Origin of the sequence: Lactiplantibacillus sp. B652, from assembly GCF_023806745.1 — a bacterium.
GTDB classification, from domain to species: Bacteria; Bacillota; Bacilli; order Lactobacillales; family Lactobacillaceae; genus Lactiplantibacillus; species Lactiplantibacillus pentosus.
The window spans coordinates 180,387-198,814 of the sequence record NZ_JAMSKY010000003.1 but is presented as its reverse complement, the minus strand read 5'-3'; the positions used below and the strand labels follow the sequence as shown (position 1 = coordinate 198,814).

Here is an 18,428-nt window from a genome sequence, read left to right as displayed (position 1 = left end):
TGATTTATTGTGCCACAACGACCATCGCTGGACGGAGGGTCCGATCTTTTAACAGGTAACCCCGTTGTAAGACTTGAACCACAGTATCAGCTGGGTGATCATCATCGACCGGCACTGTTTGAACAGCTTGGTGAACGTTCGGATCAAACTTTTCACCCGCAGCCGCAACTTCAGTGACCCCGTGTTTCTTCAAAGCATCTTGTAGATGACCATAGACCATCTCAACACCCTTCTTCAACTGTTGGGCCGCTTCATCGTCCGCTTCAGTTGCCAACGCCCGTTCCAGATTATCTAGAACTGGTAAAACGTCTTTTGCGAGAGCCTGACCGTCATACTTGAGCAACGCCGCTTGTTCTTTCTTGTTGCGGTTTTGCATGTTAACGATTTCGGCCTGTGCGCGTAGTAATTGATCGTCTTTATCAGTTAACTGCGCTTTTAAATCAGCAATTTGCTGCGCTTGTGGGTCAACTTGAGTGGCTTTTGCAGTTTGCTCGGCTTGCTCAGTTGCACTCGTTGCTGCCTTTGCAGTTTCACTGGCAGTTGAAGTTGTCGCTGAATCAGTGGACGTCGACTGAGTCTCCTCAGACGTCGCACGCGTTGATTTTTTTGCCAATGTTTTCATCTCCCTGTCCGTCACTCGTCAAAGTACCGGTAGTAATCTAATAATTTGCGGGCCAGTTCACGCTGGAACGCGCCCATCAGTCCAATCATCCGCGAGTACGGCATTGCAGTCGGTCCAAGCAGTGCAATGACCCCTTGACCGTGCTGATCAACATCGTAAGTCGCCGTGATTAAACTGTAGTTCTTCAGCAAATCGTTGGTGATCTCATTACCGATACGCACTTGAATGTGCTGACCAGGTGGGCCAATCACATTAGCTAAGCGATCCGTTTGATCCAGTAACGAGTACAATGACCTTAATTCCTTAGGGCTCTGCTGGTCGGTATAGTTGAATAGATTCAACTTACCGCCAACATAGAAGCGCTCAGAAGCTGCCTTGGACAACACACTGCCAAAGATATCTAAGAACCCATCTGGATCTTGCAAGTACTGTGCAAGCTTCATTGGAATCTCATGATTCAATTGACGGAGGACGTCTTGTAACGGCAGGCCAACCAGTTGATCATCGATAAAGCGAACGACTGGCTCGAGCTCATCTCCCGAAATATCATTAGGAATCGTAAACGTCTGGTTCTCGACATCACCGTTATTCGTCACCAGAATAGCCATGACCTGGTGATTACCTAATGGCACCAATCGAAATCCACTTAAGCGACTGTCCTTTAACTCTGGTCGCAACGTAAAAGTCGTGTAACTCGTGAGCTGTGATAAAATATCCGCTGACTGAGCCACGATTTCATCAATCTTATGAAACTCGCCACCTAGCGAATGTTGAATCACCTTCAAGTCTTGGCTATCAACCTTTTCGGGTTTCAAAATATGATCAACATAGTAGCGATACCCTTTGATCGATGGAATCCGACCTGAAGACAAATGCGTTTTGACGATTAACCCTAAGTCTTCCAAATGCGCCATTTCATTACGAATCGTTGCCGAACTGACCTTCATCGGTAGTTCTTGAACCAACGTTTTGGAGCCGACTGGATTACCGCCCTCGGTATAGTCACGGACAATTGCCGTTAAAATTAGGCTTTGTCGTTCAGTTAACGTGATCATCACCTCTTTTTAGCACTTAACTTAATGGAGTGCTAACACAATTACTAATATAACAACCCCCCCGACGAAAGTCAAGGAAAGACAAAGTATTTCTGGAAAAGAATGTCACTGATTTCATTTCAGAAACCATTGCCATGTAAAGGCTGGCTTCACCTTGATCAGCTTTAGCACTCCTAACCTTCGAGTGCTAATATACACCCTTTAATTAGGCAATGCAAGCGGGATGCCTGTATCGTGTTTGCTAGTTTGTCGGTCCCGAGTTGACGGTCTTAAACGCACCGCTTGTCTCGGTCGTTCAAGCATTATCAGCAATTTTAAATTAGCAAGCCAACCTTCAAACAAAGCGCCAACTAAAAAACTCCCAGAAATGATTCATTTCCGAGAGTTGAGCTTGATTCCAACCAAGCAACCAAGCGCCGTCGTTGACTAATCTAGCGTTCCGCTTTATTGATGGCGTGGTCGATCGTTTCATTATCAAATTGTTCTTGTAGATAAGCTTCATTATCAATTGGCAAGTGCACGTGGAAATCAGCAAAATGTTGCACTTTCAACGTCGCTTGCGCAATTTCAAAGCCCAGTAAGTGGCCGCCTAATTGGTGGTCAGCACTGAGAAAGTGCAAATGGAAGCCACCTACCGTCGCACCCTGGAACAAGTGTGGTGCATAGTAGCCAATGATCGTGCCATCGACGTTTTCACCGGTAAATTCTGGTTGGGTCGCCGTTGCTTCAACCAATGTCTTGTAAGGCGGTTCCTGCCGTGGCGCAACCCGGGTCTTGACCTTAGCAAACGTCCCGTCGACACGAATCGCAGCAAAGACGTTGGTCAACCGGTAATCACAAATCACTTGTTGTTCAAAGTCAGCTTGCTTCAGGTCAGCAAGTTGTGCACTGATCGTTGGCTTTTCAAAGTGCACCGATGCAAATGGCAAGGTCTCATCAGCCGCAATCTCGCGAATCTGACCGTCTTCACGCGCCTGATAAGCATGGCCATCCAAAATAATGACCTCTCCGTTCAACCCGTCCAACGTCCCGATGCCCGTGTCTCCATGCGTTAAGAGTTCACCAGCCGTAATCGTGCCATCAAATAAACCAGGAACGAGTAAACCGAGTGTGCCGTGTTGAAAAATTGTGCTTGTATCCATCATCTATGCCTCCAATGAATTTGATTGTGCTGTCACTTGTAACCGTGGTGTTGCTTGGAATGGGTGTGCGTCGTAATAATCACGCGTCGCTTGTTCGTCATGTTTTAACTGCTCGACAAGCGCATCCGCGCCAGAAAATTTGATTTCCCCGCGCATTCGGTGACCCCACCGAACGGTCAAATGCTGACCGTATAAGTCACCATGAAAATCGAGCAAATAAATTTCAACGGTAATCGGCCGATGATCGCCGAACGTGACGTTGCGCCCAACTGAGGCCATCCCCATCACCCATTGACTGCCCGTTTTGACCATCGTCGCATAAATGCCGATTCCCGGCACTCTGGTATTCGAATCATGCGCCACGTTGGCAGTCGGAAATCCAAGCGTCCTTCCACGGGCTTCACCATGGACGACCTCACCGGCAGTTTCATATTGATAGCCTAATAAACGGTTGGCGACGTCAATTTGGCCGTCATCCAATGCCTGTCGAATGCGTGTAGAGCTGATTTTTTCAGCATCCAATTCCGCTTTGGGCACTTCGATAATGTTAAACCGGTCGCGGCCATAGTCGTTGAGCCGTTGCATATTCGCGATATCAGCCGGACCATACGTGTAATCAAAGCCTGCGACGACGGTGGTGGCGTGTAGCCCCACAATCAGCTGGTCAACGAACGTTTGCGGTGGCATGGCACCGACCGTTGCATCAAAATGCAGCACGTATAAAATGTCGACGCCTAGTTCAGCCATCAGCGTGGTCTTTTGGTCGATCGTGGTCAAATATCGCACCTGTTGCGGATCCGTGTGCTGAAAAACGACCGAGGGATGCTGGTCAAACGTCATCACTGCGAGCTTGGCCCCCTGAGTTTGGGCGGCTTGACGCGCAGTTGCGACAACTTGTTGATGTCCGCGGTGAACGCCGTCAAAAAAGCCGAGCGCCAAGACAATTGGCCCAGCGGGAATTTGGCTCGCCGCCACGGGGTACTTTAAATTAATCACCTGCATGACAAAAACTCCTTAATTGACCGCAAACATTTTAAACGGCTTGTACCGCTGTTCGTCCGGTCGATAACTATATAGACATTTTAGGCTGTTTTGGTAAACTAACGCAACCATCGTGTTCGCATCTGGTGCGGATTGTTGCCCCTCAGCGGCTGAAATCGGGGCACCGTTCTTCACGCGCTGCCACTGTTCATCAGTCAAAGTCACCCGTGGGTATTGACTGAGTGCTTTGTCGATAGGTGCTAGCAATTCGCCAGCTGTCCCGGCATCTGCATGCGCCGCAATTTCTTCAAAAGTCACCGTTTCATCAAGGGTAAAACCGCCGCTCTTGAGGCGCGTCAGGTCACTCATGACGGCTGGAACCCCGAGTGCCCGGCCCACATCAACGGCTAACGTGCGGACGTAGGTCCCTTTACTGCAGGCGACCGTGAAATAAATCGTCTGCGTCTTGGCTTCTGAATCATAAGTTGCGGGCTGGCGTTGTTTGAAGCTGGTAATCGTCACGTGCCGTTGCGGCCGTTCGACTGTCTCACCATGCCGGGCATAATCATAGAGCCGCCGTCCATTAACTTTGACCGCCGAAAACATGGGCGGGATCTGCGTGATCTCCCCCGTCATTTGGGCGAGTGCGTCATCGATCGCGGCATCAGAAAACGGGGCATCGACAGCTTGACGAGCGATTTCATCACCATCTAAGTCTTCAGTCGTTGTGGCGAAGCCCAGTGTAATACTGCCCTGATATTCTTTACCAGAAGCCACTAGAAATTGCACGACCTTGGTCGCATTCCCGATACAAATCGGCAAGACACCGTCCACATTTGGATCCAGCGTCCCAGAGTGACCAACTTTGCGGGTTTGATACAACCGCCGAATTTTTGCAACGCAGTCAAAACTAGTCATTCCGCGTGGTTTATATAATGGTAGAATCCCGTTTAACATAAAAAACTCCTCTAATAATCGTTCACTTAATCGTTTCGGTTAGATTAATGGTATTTCGTTCTCATCCGGATTAATCACTGTTCTCGCTAAGTCAGCTGCTGACCTACCATCGCTAATGTGGTCATGGCACCACGAAAAGCAGATTAATCGACATTTTTCAGTATACCACATCCACCCAATATGTAAGCGGATTAATACGTGAATTCATCGTCTCCACTGATTAGCCTTTACTAGCTACTGTCCGACCTAGTTGCTCACTCACCGCACAAAAACCGCGCTGGTTTAGAGCAAGCGCGGTTATGATGTGATTGATATTATGCATTTAATGGCAATGATACATTGTGAGCTGGCACTAAAGATGGTTAAAAGATCCCAATTCTTAAGTTCAAAAGCAGCCAGCTGAGGCCCGCTGGAAACGGCTCGAGTTTACGTAAACTTTCAGCGATAGAAACGTCCTATACCGGCCTCCAGGCATTTCTGACAACGCTGGAACGCGATGGACACAGATTTAAGCCGAGAACCCACGTCTTAAATACTGGTCTTTCACGTTAGCTGCAGTATGGATGAAACGTGTTCGGGTCAGACTGGGACTTCCGGTTAGCTACGCCAGAGACCAAGCGGAAATTCACCGCTTAACGCTCTAGCTAGGCTAATCCTCAGTCCCAACCCGTCTGAACCTCACACTCTGAAAAACGCTGAGCATTGTCAGAAATACCTTCCAGCCTGGATGGTATTCGAAAGGCAGATATGTGTGGACCCAACCTTTTAATGGAATGGTCGTTGACACTTAATAACAGCCATTTTGATATTCGCCGGTAAGACAAATTTCACTAATTTTCATTAATATTCAAACTGACTTATCCGTGCTGTAAAACGATGAACCATCAGCATAGCTGAACATTAACGGAACTTTCTTTGTCGACGCAACCGTTAAAACCTCAAATTCTACACTGATGGCAATTTTATCGTCTGATTTTTAGCCTAATTTCCATTGAATCAAGTGATAATCTTCAGACTTACTGGTAAATGAGCACCACAAATTATCATCAATGTTGTTGTTCAAAGTTCGCATGAAGGGCCCGTCTTTTAATATTCAATGGTCAATTGCACCCAGATAAGTGGTCGTTCATCTGCCATTCGAGCGGTTTCCCGACTGTAGGGGCTGGCTGACAATGCTCAAGGGCGAAATTCTTCTTGTCCGGGCGGGTTTCCCGGGCTAGAAGAAGACTCGTATTTGAAATTGCGCAGTGGGTTTCTGCGTGAGTTCAAATCGATGTCCGCCCTGTTCCAGCGTTGTCAGCCGGCCCCGGAAGTCGGACTAGGAAGCGCATCGGATGACGAACAGTAATCCAACTAAATGGCACGTTTTAACCATTATTCATGACGCACAATCCGTGATACTTATTCAGCCTGCCGTACCGCACGCTGATCGCTGAGCCAGCCCTGAATCTGGTCAGCAATTTGCGCGGGCGTCAATTGGTCGGTGGCGATCGTTAAGTCGGCGACATCGGCATATAACGCTTGGCGACGCCGTTTGAGCGCGAGTAGGCTTGTCTGGTCTAATTGATTGACTAGTGGCCGCCCGGAATCTTGTTGGACCCGCTGAATAATCGTGTCATCATTTGCAGTTAACCAAATGACGGGTACCGTACTTTGTTTTAGACTAACCGCATTCATCGCAATCGTCGGTGTACCGCCACCGGTTGAAAGCACCCCGGTTGCTTGAAGCGCACGCAACAGGGTTTGGTGTTCTAACTGTCGGAAGTAGGCCTCACCCTGTTCAGCAAAAATCGTCGTAATTGGCCGCCCCGCTTGTTGGACGATCAAGTCATCCAAATCCGCGTGGGCAGTTGCTAGACTGCGCGCTAGAATCCGGCCGACCGTTGTCTTGCCACTACCCATAAATCCAATTAAAATTGCTTGTATCATTAATTAATTCCTCCTCACGATCTGGTATCCGGCTGTCGTTAATAAAGTTGCCGCCTCATTTTGTGCAACGGCATCGTTGAACGTCAGCTGTAAAACGCCGTCGATTTCTTCTCGAATTTCTAAAATATGAATATTCACCAAGCTCAACTTTGCAGCTGCCAAACGTTGAGTGACATCCGCAATCGTCCCAACCTGGTCAGGCACGTTTAAAAACAGGTCATAAAAGTTAGGTAGCCCACCCAGTTGTTCTGGTCCAAGCCGGTCACGGGTGACTTTGGCCGTCGCAAAAAACTCATGAACACGAGTCGCATCTTGATGAGTGATGGCCGTCTTAATGTCACTCAATTGGTCAATATAACCCTGCAATTCACTGGTTACAAGTTCAGCATTAGTGGCCAAAATCGCCGTCCACATCGTCGGATCAGAACTGGCAATTCTGGTAATGCTTTTAAAGCCACCGGCAGCGAGTCGCAAGCCTAATGGTGAATCGGCCAACACCTGTTGGGTCTGATTGACGAGTGCGGCGGCAACCACGTGCGGCAAATGGCTCAACTGGCCCACGATTCGGTCGTGTTGGCGCGCCGTCACCGTCAACCATTTAACCCGCGTCGCCGACAGTAACGTTTGTAATTGCGTCACGACGGTATCGGACGTGCGACCAGGAATCAAAAAGTAAAAGGCATTCTCAAACAAATCCGCGCGACCGGCCGTCACCCCTGACTTATGCGACCCTGCCATCGGGTGACCACCGATAAAGTTGATCCCCCGTTGTTGTAACGGCTGTGCGGCTTGTACAACTTGTTGTTTGGTACTACCAACATCCGTGACCAGCACGTTGGGTTTCAGTGTTAAGGTCGCGAGCGTTTTTAAGTCTGCCACGATGACATTGACCGGTCCCGCCAACAAAATGACATCCGCTTGCAGTGCGGCAGCCTGCCAATCCTTAACGGCCGCATCAATGATGCCTTGCTGTTGGGCATAGCTCAGACTGGCGACATCGCAGTCACTCCCGAGCACCCGCATTTCCGGGTGAGCTTGTTTGATTGCTAATGCCAATGAACTACCAATTAAACCAATCCCCTTGACTAAGACTGTTGTCATACACGCACCCCCTGACAAAGCTGTGCTAAATCTTCAAAAAAGGTCGGGTATGAAATGTCGACTGCTTCGGCACCTGCGAGTTGCGTCGGTTGAGGGAGCCGTAATGCCGCAATGGCCATCATCATGCCGATTCGATGATCACCATGACTATCCAAATTCTCTTTTGGTTGGTGCCAAGTTGCCCGACCATCAATCGTAAATCCATCCGGTTGGGCCGTAATCACCACGCCGAGTTTTTGCAGCTCAGTCACGATAGTCGCAATCCGGTCGGTCTCCTTGACGCGCAATTCTGCAGCGCCACTAACCGTACTGATACCATCCGCCGTGGCAGCTAACAAGGCCACTAATGGGAGTTCATCAATAATAGCTGGAATATCGGCAGCCGTCAGGTGAATCGGATGCAACTGCGCACAGGATACTTCAATGTCTCCCACTGGTTCAGTGGTTTGAGTTTGCGGCGTTACGGTAACATGGCCACCCATCCGCTGCAAAACATTCAATAGACCGGTGCGCGTTGGATTTAGTCCGACCTGGGTCAAGCGAATATGGGCTTTTGGCACGATGCTGGCGGCTGTCAGAAAAAACGCTGCCGAAGAAAAATCGCCGGGAATCTGCACCGTTTGACCCTGCAATTGTGGTTGTGGCGTTACGGTAATCGTACGTTCATCCGCCGCAGTTTCGATATGGCCACCAAATTGACGTAATAATCGTTCGGTATGGTCACGAGTCGGTAATTGTTCGACGATCGTACTGGGGCCGTCCGCTTGTAATGCCGCAAGGATCAGGGCACTTTTGACTTGCGCGCTAGCTACCTGCATGTCGGTATGACCACCGTGTAGTCGTTGCCCATTAATCCTCATTGGTAAATGTCCCGCGGTTAGCTCAATGTGAGCCCCCATCGCCTGCAAAGGTTGCCGCACACGTTCCATTGGACGACGGCTCAGTGAAGCATCCCCAATCAGTGTCGTTGCAAACGGTTGTCCGGCTAACAAACCGGCTAGTAACCGAGTGGCCGTTCCCGCATTTCCCATATCTAGCGGCTGCTTGGGTTGGGATAACCCGTGTAACCCGCGCCCAGTAATCGTAACCGTCGTCCCATCGCGGTGAATCGGGACGCCTAACGCCTGCAGTGCAGTCAGAGTGGACAGACAGTCAGCAGCGGGTAAAAAGCCGTGGAGCGTCGTTGTCCCCTGACTGATGGCCCCTAAGATCAGACCGCGATGCGATAAACTCTTATCGCCAGGAACCGCTAATGTCCCATGTAGGCCGATTTTGGGCGCTCCAGTTAATGTTTTTATCATCAATCATCATCCCTAATTAATTTGATAGACGCACCACACCATCGATGGTGTCAGGCGCGCGAGTTGGCGTTCATTGTGCGTTAATGTCACATTTTTTTCGTTGGTTAAGACGTAGGCGGCCTGATTTTCTTGATAGGCCTGATACGCTAAGTATTTACTGGCAGCAGTTTGGACTGTCACCCGCTGGACTAATCGTTTGAGCAATTGTGCTGTTGCGGCGTGCGTATAGCCAATCTGGTTGTCGGCATCTAACCGTTGGACAACCACTAAGGGATCCAGTTTGGTCATAAAACAATCGCACAATGTCAACTGATTCAGCAAGGCGTAGTGGACATCGCCCCAGCTTGCATGCAGCGTTGGCGATTTGAAGGCCGCGGGTATCACGAGTTGCGCACCCTGGTAAGCGTTCAGATTCGTCAAAATCGATTCAAAACTGGGATGGCCAACAATCGTCGCCTGCCCCTGCCAGACACGTTGGTTATAAGTCCGCGCTGCCGCGTAACTATCGGTCGCTGTGGGACCTAATGTATGAATTTCCATATTGGCGTCCTAATATTGCCGAAGTTCGTCGCGGTAGTCGGCCACCATCCGCTGTAGCCGTTGTAAGTTACTCCCATCAAACGTGGCAGTCAGCGCCCGCGCCAGTTCGATCGCCACGACACTCTCGACCACCAACGAGGCTGGCACGATGGCCGTCGTATCCGAACGTTCAACGCTAGCCTTTTGACGAACTTTAGTCGCAATGTCGACGCTTTGTAATGGGTTGTAAAGGGTTGGAATCGGCTTCATTGCGGCTTTGATCACAATTGGCATGCCATTCGTCATTCCGCCTTCAAAGCCGCCTAAATGATTGGTCAAACGGGACCAGCCGGCAGCCGTATCCCAGTCAATTTCATCCATCACTTGACTTCCGTATTGCCCAGCAGCCGTAAAGCCATCACCGATTTCGACGCCCTTCATCGCGTTGACGCCCATGACGGCAGCTGCTAACTGCCCGTCTAACTTGGTGTCCCAATTCGTGTAGCTCCCCAGGCCAGCAGGAACATTTTCTGCAACGACGCGAATCACGCCCCCAAGGGTATCACCGGCTTTCTTAGTCGCCGTGATGAGGTCATGCAGCGCTTCAACTTGATCGTTAGCTTCAATCCGCAAATCGTTTTGGCTCACTCGTGCTTGTAGTTGGCTGACAGTCAGGGTGCCATCGACTGGAATTTGTGTCGCGCCAATCTGTTGCACGTAACCAATTAGTTGAATGTCCAACTGCGCCAACAACTGTTTGCAAATCTGACCAATGGCCACCCGCATGGCCGTTTCACGAGCAGAGGACCGTTCCAACACGTTGCGCAGGTCGCGGTGCCCATATTTCATGCCACCAACCAAATCCGCATGACCGGGTCGTGGCCGTGTCACCTGTCGTAACGTATTGGTCGCAGTCGCAGGACTAAGTGGATCCATGATTGCTGACCAGTGCGCGTGGTCGCGGTTGGTGATGGTTAACGCGATCGGCGAACCTAGTGTCACACCATGTCGCACCCCACCGGTAATTTGAACCGTGTCGTGTTCGATTTGTTGGCGATTACCGCGGCCAAACCCACCCTGTCGCGCGGCTAACCCCGCATTGATGGCGTCGATATCTAATGAAAGTCCGGCGGGAATCCCGGTTAAAATGCCGCTCAATTGCGGGCCATGCGATTCTCCGGCAGTGACGTAGTTAATCATGATTAATTTCCTCCTTGTGTAAATCGTGCAAATCTGTCTGGTAAGCGCGTGAGTTGCGCATAATGGCTTGATAAATTGCTTGTAAGTACGGCGTGTGGGCCGTTTGTTTGCTCTTGGCGGCAACTTGATGTAACACCCGTTGTTCACGTTGTTGATCTAGGACGGGCAACTGCTGCTGTTGTTTTAATTCACCGATTGCCGTGACCGTATCAAACCGCTCGTTGAGTAGACGGACGATCTGTTGGTCGATGTGGTTGATTCGCTGACGTTCTTGACTCAGTGACTTCGGACTGCGAATTGCCCAGGCCGCTAATCCCACGCAACCAATGCCGGCCACACCAATCAATAAATCGAACCGCATTGCCAACGCCACGTTTTGCTGTGACAGCCAACCGGTAATCAACGGAATCGTGAAGGACGCAATACTGCCAAACGTGAAGTAAATACCGGTGACGCGTCCTTTAACTTGCGGGTAAAGCTTGATGAATAAGTTCAGTGCGACCTGCATCACACCACCAGCCGCGGTAAACCCGAATGCGAGTGCCGCAATCATTGACAGTCCAGCGATTGGACTGTAACAAATCACCAACAATGCAACTAAGGATCCGACATTCATCGCCACTAGTAATTTGGTCTCTGCCACACCGCGGCGTAATAACCAGAAAATCACGAGCACGCCGCTAATCGAACCGATGCTGTATAACGACAACAACCAATGTGCGAGTATCGCCGAAAAATGAAACGTGCGGGTCGCGAATAAGCTGATCCATTGCGTGTAAAGAATCATGATTGCCATCGACGTGTAGCCGTATCCCGCAAGCCCAATCGTGGCCAGCCAACGCCGACCATGACTGATTTGCTGACGAACGGCCAAGGCCGAAGCCGAAGCATTAGCTTGGTTACGAACGGGAAAATGCTGCCGATTAAGCAAAACGCCGTTGACGAGTAAAATGACCGCCGCTAACATGAACGACCACCCGTACCAGAGTTGCTGGGCTTCAAGGTTGGCAACCAGCAGTGGTAACAAGAATTCCCCAGCTGACATGAACGCTTTCAGTAAGACATTAGCGGAACCCTGGCGACCACCCATCTCGATAAACGTGGTATAGGTGCCCGAGTCGAGGGCTGAATTCGCCACCCCGGCTAAAATCGCCAACCCATAAGCAACCTGAATGTTGGTCACTACGGCCATCCCGAGGAAGAAAATCAGGTAACTCGCCATCCCAATGTTGACGAACACTTTACGGCCAAACCGGTCTGATAAGTTGCCCAGAATAAAGTAAGCGAATAATCGACCAATCCCAATTCCTGAAATAACGTAGGAAACTGTCGCTAACGGGGTTTGCCAATGCTGCCCTAGCGCCTGCATATTTTGCGTTAAAATAATCAAGCCAATACCATGGACAAAATAGTTCAAGTAGAGACTAATTGATAACTGTCGTTGATGCATAAACCACCACTCCTTAATGGAAATAAAAAAGGCCAGCTAGATTGAATAATCTAGCTGGCTCATCAAATTTTAATTCCAATTGATGATTATTATTCCAGCTAGACTCACAGTGTCTAGCTGGTCAAGATGAATTGACTCTGCTTAGACACGAACGTAGGTGCCGTCCGTATCTAAGGTTCCAATACGGGCGCTACCTAAAATAAGCAAAGCCATAATAATAAGCTGTCGTGTTGAATTGAGTCATTATCATCTATCCTTTCCGTTTCATTGATTGTTTATATTAAAACATTCTCATTTAGATTCGTCAACCCTAATTTCATTTTAATTTGGAATTTTGTTTCAAATATTATTCAGCTGTGGCCCGCTGGAAACAGTTTGAATACGCATTGTACGACGTCCTAATTGGCACTATAGATGATTAAAACGTGCTATTTTCTAAGTTCAAGTGCTGCCAGCTGAGGTCCGCTGGAAACAGTGCGAGTTATCGTAAACTTTCTGGGGTGGATGCTTCCTATGCCGGCTTCCAGGCATTCGAAAGGCAGACATGTGCGGACCCAATTTTTAATGTACTGATCGCTGATTCTTAGTAACCAGTCAGAATAATGATTAACGGTAAGGGTGACTTCTGATGATTTCTGGCTCGTCACTCTTGCGTTTGGATCGTCAAATCCTCGGTCTTACTTTACGTTATCAAGATTTTCTCTAGACATTGAATTGGTCGAATCTTAAATACAAACTGAAAGGTAATTCTACGTTTCAGTTCAATCGTCTATCTTAAGACGAATTGCCAATGAATCGATAATCTTCAAATCATCTCATCAGTATTTAGATGCTATAAATCATCATAGACGCGAATTCAACGTTTGAATAAAGGACCAGTCTCCTAATATTCAGTGGTCAATTGTACCCAGATAGGTGGTTGTTCATCTGTCATTCGAGCGGGTTCCCGACTGGAGGGGCCGGCTGACAATGCTCAGTAGCCAAATTATTCTTAGCTGGAAGTGGGCTTCTTCCGGCTTAGAATAAGTCTCGTATTTGAAATTGCGCAGTGGTCTTCTGCGTAAGTTCAAATCGATGTCGGCTTACGTTCCAGCAATTGTCAGCCGGCCCCGGAAGTCGGATTAGGGAGTGCATCGGCTGACGAACAGTAAACCAAACAATTGGCACGTTTTAATCATGATTCACGCCAAATTAGCGGGCACAATACATTAATTAGTTTCTAAAAAAACGCCCTCGTCACACAATAGCGACAAGGGCGTTTGGTTTGGCAAGTGGTTAGTCTTGCCGTTTTAAATTATTGATTAATTCATCGATCCGGCTACCGTATTGAACAGAGTTATCCCGTTCAAATGTTAATTCCGGCGTCTTGTAGATGCTAAGTCGTGACCCTAATTCGCTACGAATCAGGCCAGTTGCCTTAGACAAACCAGCTGCCGTCTTCTCGCCATCGGATGCTTTATCGGACAAAATACTGTAGTAGATGGTCGCCTGTTGTAAGTCACCAGTAACTGTGACGCCAGTAATCGTCACACCTGCGACCCGTGGATCACGAACCCGTTTTAATAAAATATCATTAACTTCACGTTCGATTTCCTGTTCTAGACGACCCACACGATAATGTTGTGCCATCGGTTAATCCCCCTTTGAAAGGTTATTCAATCGGAACTTCCTTCATGACGTAAGCTTCAATGACATCATTAACTTTGATATCGTTGTAGTCTTCGACCCGAAGACCAAGTTCGAAGCCTTGCTTGACTTCCTTCACATCATCCTTGAAGCGCCGTAAACTAGCTAACTTACCGTCATAAATCACGACACCATCGCGAATGACGCGAACACCGGAATCGCGGTGGATGACCCCATCAGTGACCATCCCACCACCGATAGTTCCAAGCTTAGAAACCTTGTAGATTTCACGAATTTCAGCTTGACCAGTGATTTCTTCTTCATACTTCGGTTCGAGCATCCCTTTCATCGCACTCTCGATTTCATCGATAGCGTTGTAGATGACTTGATGCAAACGAATATCAACATCGTCTGTGTCAGCTTGGGCTTTGGCTTGTGGCGTTGGCCGTACGTTGAACCCGATGATGATGGCGTTACTTGCTTCGGCTAAGGCAACGTCACTTTCGTTGATTGCCCCAACGGCCGTATGGATAATGTTGACCCGAACACCTTCAACGTCGATTTTACGTAAGCTACCAGCTAAGGCTTCAACAGAACCTTGAACGTCAGCCTTAATAATCACGTCAACTTCCTTGAGTTCCCCTTGCTTCATAGAATCAAAGAGGTTATCCAAGGTTACATGCGTCGTCTGCTTACGTTCTTCCATTAAGGCTTGTTTTGCCCGTTGTTCACCGGCGTCACGTGCTGTCTTTTCATCATCAAAGACAACGAAACGGTCGCCAGCATCTGGCACATCATTCAACCCAGTAATTTCAATTGGGGTTGAAGGAACGGCTTCTTTGATGCGCTTCCCATGGTCGTTGGTCATTGTCCGAACTTTCCCATAGGTATTGCCGACAACGATTGGATCACCGACATGCATCGTCCCTTGTTGAACAAGCAAGGTCGCAGTTGATCCTTTCCCACGGTCAAGGCTGGCTTCCAAGACAGACCCAGCCGCATTTTGCTTAGGGTTAGCCGTTAATTCAAGGACTTCAGATTGTAATAAGATCATGTCCAATAATTCGTCAAGGTTCTTACCGAACTTAGCCGAAATCTGAACGAAGATCGTGTCGCCACCCCAGTCTTCAGGAATCAACCCATATTCAGTCAATTGTTCCATGACATGGTTCGGGTTAGCACCTGGCTTATCAATCTTGTTGACTGCAACAATGATTGGCACCTTAGCAGCCTTCGCATGGTTGATGGCTTCGATGGTTTGTGGCATCACACCATCATCCGCAGCAACCACTAAGACCGTGATATCAGTAATATCAGCACCACGCGCCCGCATTTCAGTAAAGGCCGCATGCCCTGGTGTATCTAAGAAAGTGATGATCTTGCCATCGTGCTTAACTTGATAAGCCCCGATTGCTTGCGTGATCCCACCGGCTTCGCCTTCAGTAACGTGAGTATGCCGTAATTTGTCCAGCAAGGTCGTCTTACCATGGTCAACGTGTCCCATGACAGTAACCACTGGTGCCCGTGGTTCAAGGTTATCGGTATTATTCACTTCGTCATCGAAGAACTTGTCCAAGTCAGTGACATCAACTTCAACTTTTTCTTGGGCGTCAATGCCGTAATCAGTCGCTAAAATTTCAATCGTATCCTTGTCGAGTGACTGGTTTTGGTTAACCGCCACGCCCAACATGAATAACTTCTTGATAATTTCAGCTGGTTCACGGTGCAATAACTTCCCTAAATCTTGGGCGTTCATGCCGACCGTGTAAACCAGTGTTTCTGGCAACGGCTTGTCCTTACGAACTGGCGCCGGCTTGTTGTTCACTTGGCGAATCCGTTGATTCTTATTGTTATTGCGGTTGCGGTTGTTGCGGTTGTTACGACGACGGTTATTGTTGTTACCACCACGATAACGACCACCACCGTTGCCGCCACCATTGTTGTTACTATTCAAACTACCACCGAAGCGGCCGCTACCATTCCGCGCACTGTTCGTCGTCCCGTTAGAACGATTGTTGTTGGAATTGTTGCTGTTCGAACTACGGTTGTTGTTGCTGTTCCGGTTTTGGCCACCGTTATTGTTGCTACGGTTGCTAGTGTTGTTAGAACGGTTACCGCCATTGTTAGACCGGTTCGATGAATTGTTGTTAGAACGGTTGTTATTTGGCCGGTTACTGCTGTTATTAGACCGGTTAGCCCCATTGCCGCCGTTATTGCGACTATTGTTTGTCCGCGTATTATTGTTGGACCGGGTTGCGTTACCATTAGACCGGCTGCCGCCATTGTTATTGCGACTTTGACTATTATTTTGGTTATTATTACGATTATTATTCAAAGAATCACCACTCTGTAAATGACGCGAGTTGGATTGCTGCTGATTAGCAGTTCGTGTCACATTTTTGGCGACGGTATGCGTCGCCTGGCTCCGCTGTGCCGGAGCCGATTGAGACTTAGGATGGGTAACGGTCGCCGCGCCAGTTAACTGGCGGACTTCAGCGTCACCGAGGGTCGACATATGATTTTTAACCGCGAAGCCCAATTGTTGTGCTTGCGCAATCAATTGTTTGCTTGGCACGTTCAAGGTCTTCGCAAGTTCGTAAATTCGCTGTTTTCCCATAGCTTCACCCTCCTTTACTGATTCATGATCGCCACCATTTTCTTGGCAAACCCGGCGTCAGTAATGGCATAAACGGTTCGTTTATTGCCCGTCGCCGCATTCATTTCAGCTTTAGTAAAGGTATCGATCACAGGAACATCATAAGATTGGGCCTTATCATGGAACTTTTTGGCAGTCGTGGGACCGGCATCACTAGCAATAAAGACTAGCTTGGCCGTCTGATTACGAATCGCAGCTAAGGTCAAGCCTTCGCCTGCAATTTGCTTACTGGCACGCCGTGAAAGGCCCAGTAGGTTCAAACAAGCTTGGTTAGGCGTCATTTCCGAAGAGTTCCTTTCGCGCTTGTTGGTGATCCACGTAGGCCACCAATTCATCGTAAAAATCCGCTTCGACTTTGATGCCGAATGCCTTATCGAAGGTTTTTTCCTTCTTGGCACGTTGGGCAACTGCAACGTCTAACGCAATGTAAGCACCGCGTCCTGGCTTCTTACCAGTTGGATCTACGGAAACTTCATCCTGCTTGTTCTTAACGACCCGGACTAAGTCTTTTTTGGGATGCATTTCACCCGTCACAATGTCCTTTCGTAACGGCACTTTTCTTTTTTTCATAATCCCAGACCTCCTTTGATTACTTCATTACGAACCTGACCCTATTCAGCGTCACTGGCAGCTTCATCAGAGGCTGCAGCTTCTGAATCGGTGACTACTTCAGGTTCAGTTGCTTCTGAATCAGTTGCTTCAGGTTCTACGTCAGTCGCTGCTGATGGTTCAGCGGCAACATCGTCAGCCACATCATCACTGACAGGGGCATCTTCAGTCGCTGCTTGTGGTGCTGTTTCGGCAGCTGCCACATCATCAGGGTTTGCATCCATTATATCAGATGCTTCGGTTTCAGATTTGATATCGATCTTGAAGCCGGTCAACTTAGCTGCTAAACGCGCATTTTGACCACGTTTCCCAATTGCTAATGATAATTGGTAATCAGGAACGACCACGGTACAGCCGCGTTCGTTTTCAGGGTCAAAAATGACATCCAAGACTTCGGCGGGGTTCAACGCATTGGCGATGAAGACTGCCGTATCATCCGTCCATTCAACGATATCCATGTTTTCGCCATGGAGTTCGTTAACAATGGTTTGGACCCGTTGGCCTTTTGGTCCGACACAGGTCCCGACTGGATCAACGTTCGGATTGTTTGAACGAACTGCGACCTTAGCGCGATCACCCGCTTCACGAGCAATTGAGACGATTTCAACGATCCCGTCGAAAATTTCAGGCACTTCTTGTTCGAACAACCGTTTCAACAAGTCCGGCGCAGTCCGCGAAACGAACACTTGGGGACCCTTAGTGGCATTTTCCACTTTAGAAACGTAAACCTTGATTTTATCGTGAATCCGGTATACTTCACCTGGTAATTGGTCGGAGCGGCCCATAACGGCTTCCACCTTACCTAAGCTAACGTAAACGAACCGATTATCTTGGCGTTCAACTTCACCAGTGACGATTTCATTTTCGTACTGGCTGTATTCGTCATAGATGATCCCACGTTCAGCTTCACGTACCCGTTGCATGATGACCTGCTTTGCCGTTTGAGCAGCGATGCGACCAAAGTTCTTAGGTGTGACTTCAAACCGAATGTCATCACCAATTTCGTAAGCCCGGTTAATTGCTAACGCGTCTTGTAAGCTAACTTCCAGCCGTGAGTCAAAAACATCTTCAACGACTTCTTTGACCGCATATACGTGAATATTACCCTTTACTTGATCAAAGTCAACTTCAACGTTTTGCGCCTGACCGTAGTTCCGTTTGTATGCAGAAACCAAGGCAGCTTCGAGGGCTTCGATCACAACTTCTTTTTTGATGCCCTTTTCTGATTCGAGGGTGTCTAAGGCCCCTAATAATTCCTTACTCATGTGTAGACTCCTTTA

At 48.6% G+C, this 18,428-nt stretch carries 16 protein-coding genes; all 16 read right to left on the bottom strand.

Going from position 1 to position 18,428, the window contains the following annotated elements; genetic code table 11:
* Positions 1–4 precede the first annotated feature (4 nt).
* The 16 genes from grpE to nusA all read right to left on the bottom strand — a co-directional run bounded on the left by grpE (position 5) and on the right by nusA (position 18,413).
* A complete protein-coding gene (grpE, locus tag MZO40_RS05735; RefSeq protein ID WP_122217889.1) occupies positions 5–613 on the bottom strand; it encodes a nucleotide exchange factor GrpE in 609 nt (202 codons plus the stop codon).
* 20 nt (positions 614–633) lie between these two features.
* A complete protein-coding gene (gene hrcA / locus MZO40_RS05730; protein WP_003638945.1) occupies positions 634–1,677 on the bottom strand; it encodes a heat-inducible transcriptional repressor HrcA in 1,044 nt (347 codons plus the stop codon).
* A 431-nt stretch (positions 1,678–2,108) separates the two neighbouring features.
* The gene (budA, locus tag MZO40_RS05725; RefSeq protein WP_252133152.1) at positions 2,109–2,819 is read right to left on the bottom strand and encodes an acetolactate decarboxylase; all 711 of its coding nucleotides are present in this window, start codon (positions 2,817–2,819) and stop codon (positions 2,109–2,111) included.
* A 3-nt stretch (positions 2,820–2,822) separates the two neighbouring features.
* Positions 2,823–3,821 (bottom strand): riboflavin biosynthesis protein RibF, encoded by a 999-nt coding sequence (gene ribF, locus MZO40_RS05720; RefSeq protein ID WP_105960980.1) that lies wholly within the window; start codon positions 3,819–3,821, stop codon positions 2,823–2,825.
* A gap of 12 nt (positions 3,822–3,833) precedes the next feature.
* Positions 3,834–4,757: a tRNA pseudouridine(55) synthase TruB gene (gene truB, locus MZO40_RS05715; protein WP_105960979.1), complete on the bottom strand. Its 924-nt coding sequence runs from the start codon at positions 4,755–4,757 to the stop codon at positions 3,834–3,836.
* A 1,401-nt stretch (positions 4,758–6,158) separates the two neighbouring features.
* Positions 6,159–6,683 (bottom strand): shikimate kinase, encoded by a 525-nt coding sequence (locus MZO40_RS05710; RefSeq protein WP_105920094.1) that lies wholly within the window; start codon positions 6,681–6,683, stop codon positions 6,159–6,161.
* Between the two features lie 6 nt (positions 6,684–6,689).
* The gene (locus MZO40_RS05705) at positions 6,690–7,787 is read right to left on the bottom strand and encodes a prephenate dehydrogenase (protein ID WP_105961146.1); all 1,098 of its coding nucleotides are present in this window, start codon (positions 7,785–7,787) and stop codon (positions 6,690–6,692) included.
* Positions 7,784–9,088: a 3-phosphoshikimate 1-carboxyvinyltransferase gene (gene aroA / locus MZO40_RS05700; protein WP_105920010.1), complete on the bottom strand. Its 1,305-nt coding sequence runs from the start codon at positions 9,086–9,088 to the stop codon at positions 7,784–7,786. The genes MZO40_RS05705 and aroA overlap by 4 nt, the downstream gene beginning before the upstream one ends.
* 12 nt (positions 9,089–9,100) lie before the next feature.
* Entirely contained in the window at positions 9,101–9,628 is a 528-nt protein-coding gene (locus MZO40_RS05695; protein ID WP_088771166.1) for an amino acid biosynthesis protein, read from the bottom strand.
* A 9-nt stretch (positions 9,629–9,637) separates the two neighbouring features.
* Positions 9,638–10,807 carry a chorismate synthase gene (gene aroC / locus MZO40_RS05690; RefSeq protein ID WP_105961147.1) on the bottom strand — a complete coding sequence of 390 codons (1,170 nt, stop codon included), beginning with the start codon at positions 10,805–10,807 and terminating at the stop codon, positions 9,638–9,640.
* Positions 10,800–12,257: an MFS transporter gene (locus MZO40_RS05685; RefSeq protein ID WP_105961148.1), complete on the bottom strand. Its 1,458-nt coding sequence runs from the start codon at positions 12,255–12,257 to the stop codon at positions 10,800–10,802. The genes aroC and MZO40_RS05685 overlap by 8 nt, the downstream gene beginning before the upstream one ends.
* 1,275 nt (positions 12,258–13,532) lie before the next feature.
* Complete coding sequence (rbfA, locus tag MZO40_RS05680) at positions 13,533–13,886, bottom strand: 30S ribosome-binding factor RbfA (protein WP_003638955.1); 354 nt, start codon at positions 13,884–13,886, stop codon at positions 13,533–13,535.
* Positions 13,887–13,908: 22 nt separating this feature from the next.
* The gene (gene infB, locus MZO40_RS05675) at positions 13,909–16,500 is read right to left on the bottom strand and encodes a translation initiation factor IF-2 (protein ID WP_101873376.1); all 2,592 of its coding nucleotides are present in this window, start codon (positions 16,498–16,500) and stop codon (positions 13,909–13,911) included.
* Positions 16,501–16,514: 14 nt separating this feature from the next.
* Entirely contained in the window at positions 16,515–16,820 is a 306-nt protein-coding gene (locus tag MZO40_RS05670; RefSeq protein ID WP_003638957.1) for a ribosomal L7Ae/L30e/S12e/Gadd45 family protein, read from the bottom strand.
* Complete coding sequence (rnpM, locus tag MZO40_RS05665) at positions 16,810–17,109, bottom strand: RNase P modulator RnpM (RefSeq protein ID WP_003638958.1); 300 nt, start codon at positions 17,107–17,109, stop codon at positions 16,810–16,812. The genes MZO40_RS05670 and rnpM overlap by 11 nt, the downstream gene beginning before the upstream one ends.
* A gap of 41 nt (positions 17,110–17,150) precedes the next feature.
* Positions 17,151–18,413: a transcription termination factor NusA gene (gene nusA / locus MZO40_RS05660; protein WP_088771162.1), complete on the bottom strand. Its 1,263-nt coding sequence runs from the start codon at positions 18,411–18,413 to the stop codon at positions 17,151–17,153.
* Between the last annotated feature and the right edge of the window lie 15 nt (positions 18,414–18,428).

Coding starts and splice junctions, on each gene's coding strand:
- hrcA (WP_003638945.1), bottom strand. CDS start 1,677: ATGATCACGTTAACTGAACGACAAAGCCTAATTTTAACGGCAATTGTC.
- budA (WP_252133152.1), bottom strand. CDS start 2,819: ATGGATACAAGCACAATTTTTCAACACGGCACACTCGGTTTACTCGTT.
- ribF (WP_105960980.1), bottom strand. CDS start 3,821: ATGCAGGTGATTAATTTAAAGTACCCCGTGGCGGCGAGCCAAATTCCC.
- truB (WP_105960979.1), bottom strand. CDS start 4,757: ATGTTAAACGGGATTCTACCATTATATAAACCACGCGGAATGACTAGT.
- MZO40_RS05705 (WP_105961146.1), bottom strand. CDS start 7,787: ATGACAACAGTCTTAGTCAAGGGGATTGGTTTAATTGGTAGTTCATTG.
- aroA (WP_105920010.1), bottom strand. CDS start 9,088: ATGATAAAAACATTAACTGGAGCGCCCAAAATCGGCCTACATGGGACA.
- MZO40_RS05695 (WP_088771166.1), bottom strand. CDS start 9,628: ATGGAAATTCATACATTAGGTCCCACAGCGACCGATAGTTACGCGGCA.
- aroC (WP_105961147.1), bottom strand. CDS start 10,807: ATGATTAACTACGTCACTGCCGGAGAATCGCATGGCCCGCAATTGAGC.
- MZO40_RS05685 (WP_105961148.1), bottom strand. CDS start 12,257: ATGCATCAACGACAGTTATCAATTAGTCTCTACTTGAACTATTTTGTC.
- rbfA (WP_003638955.1), bottom strand. CDS start 13,886: ATGGCACAACATTATCGTGTGGGTCGTCTAGAACAGGAAATCGAACGT.
- infB (WP_101873376.1), bottom strand. CDS start 16,500: ATGGGAAAACAGCGAATTTACGAACTTGCGAAGACCTTGAACGTGCCA.
- MZO40_RS05670 (WP_003638957.1), bottom strand. CDS start 16,820: ATGACGCCTAACCAAGCTTGTTTGAACCTACTGGGCCTTTCACGGCGT.
- rnpM (WP_003638958.1), bottom strand. CDS start 17,109: ATGAAAAAAAGAAAAGTGCCGTTACGAAAGGACATTGTGACGGGTGAA.
- nusA (WP_088771162.1), bottom strand. CDS start 18,413: ATGAGTAAGGAATTATTAGGGGCCTTAGACACCCTCGAATCAGAAAAG.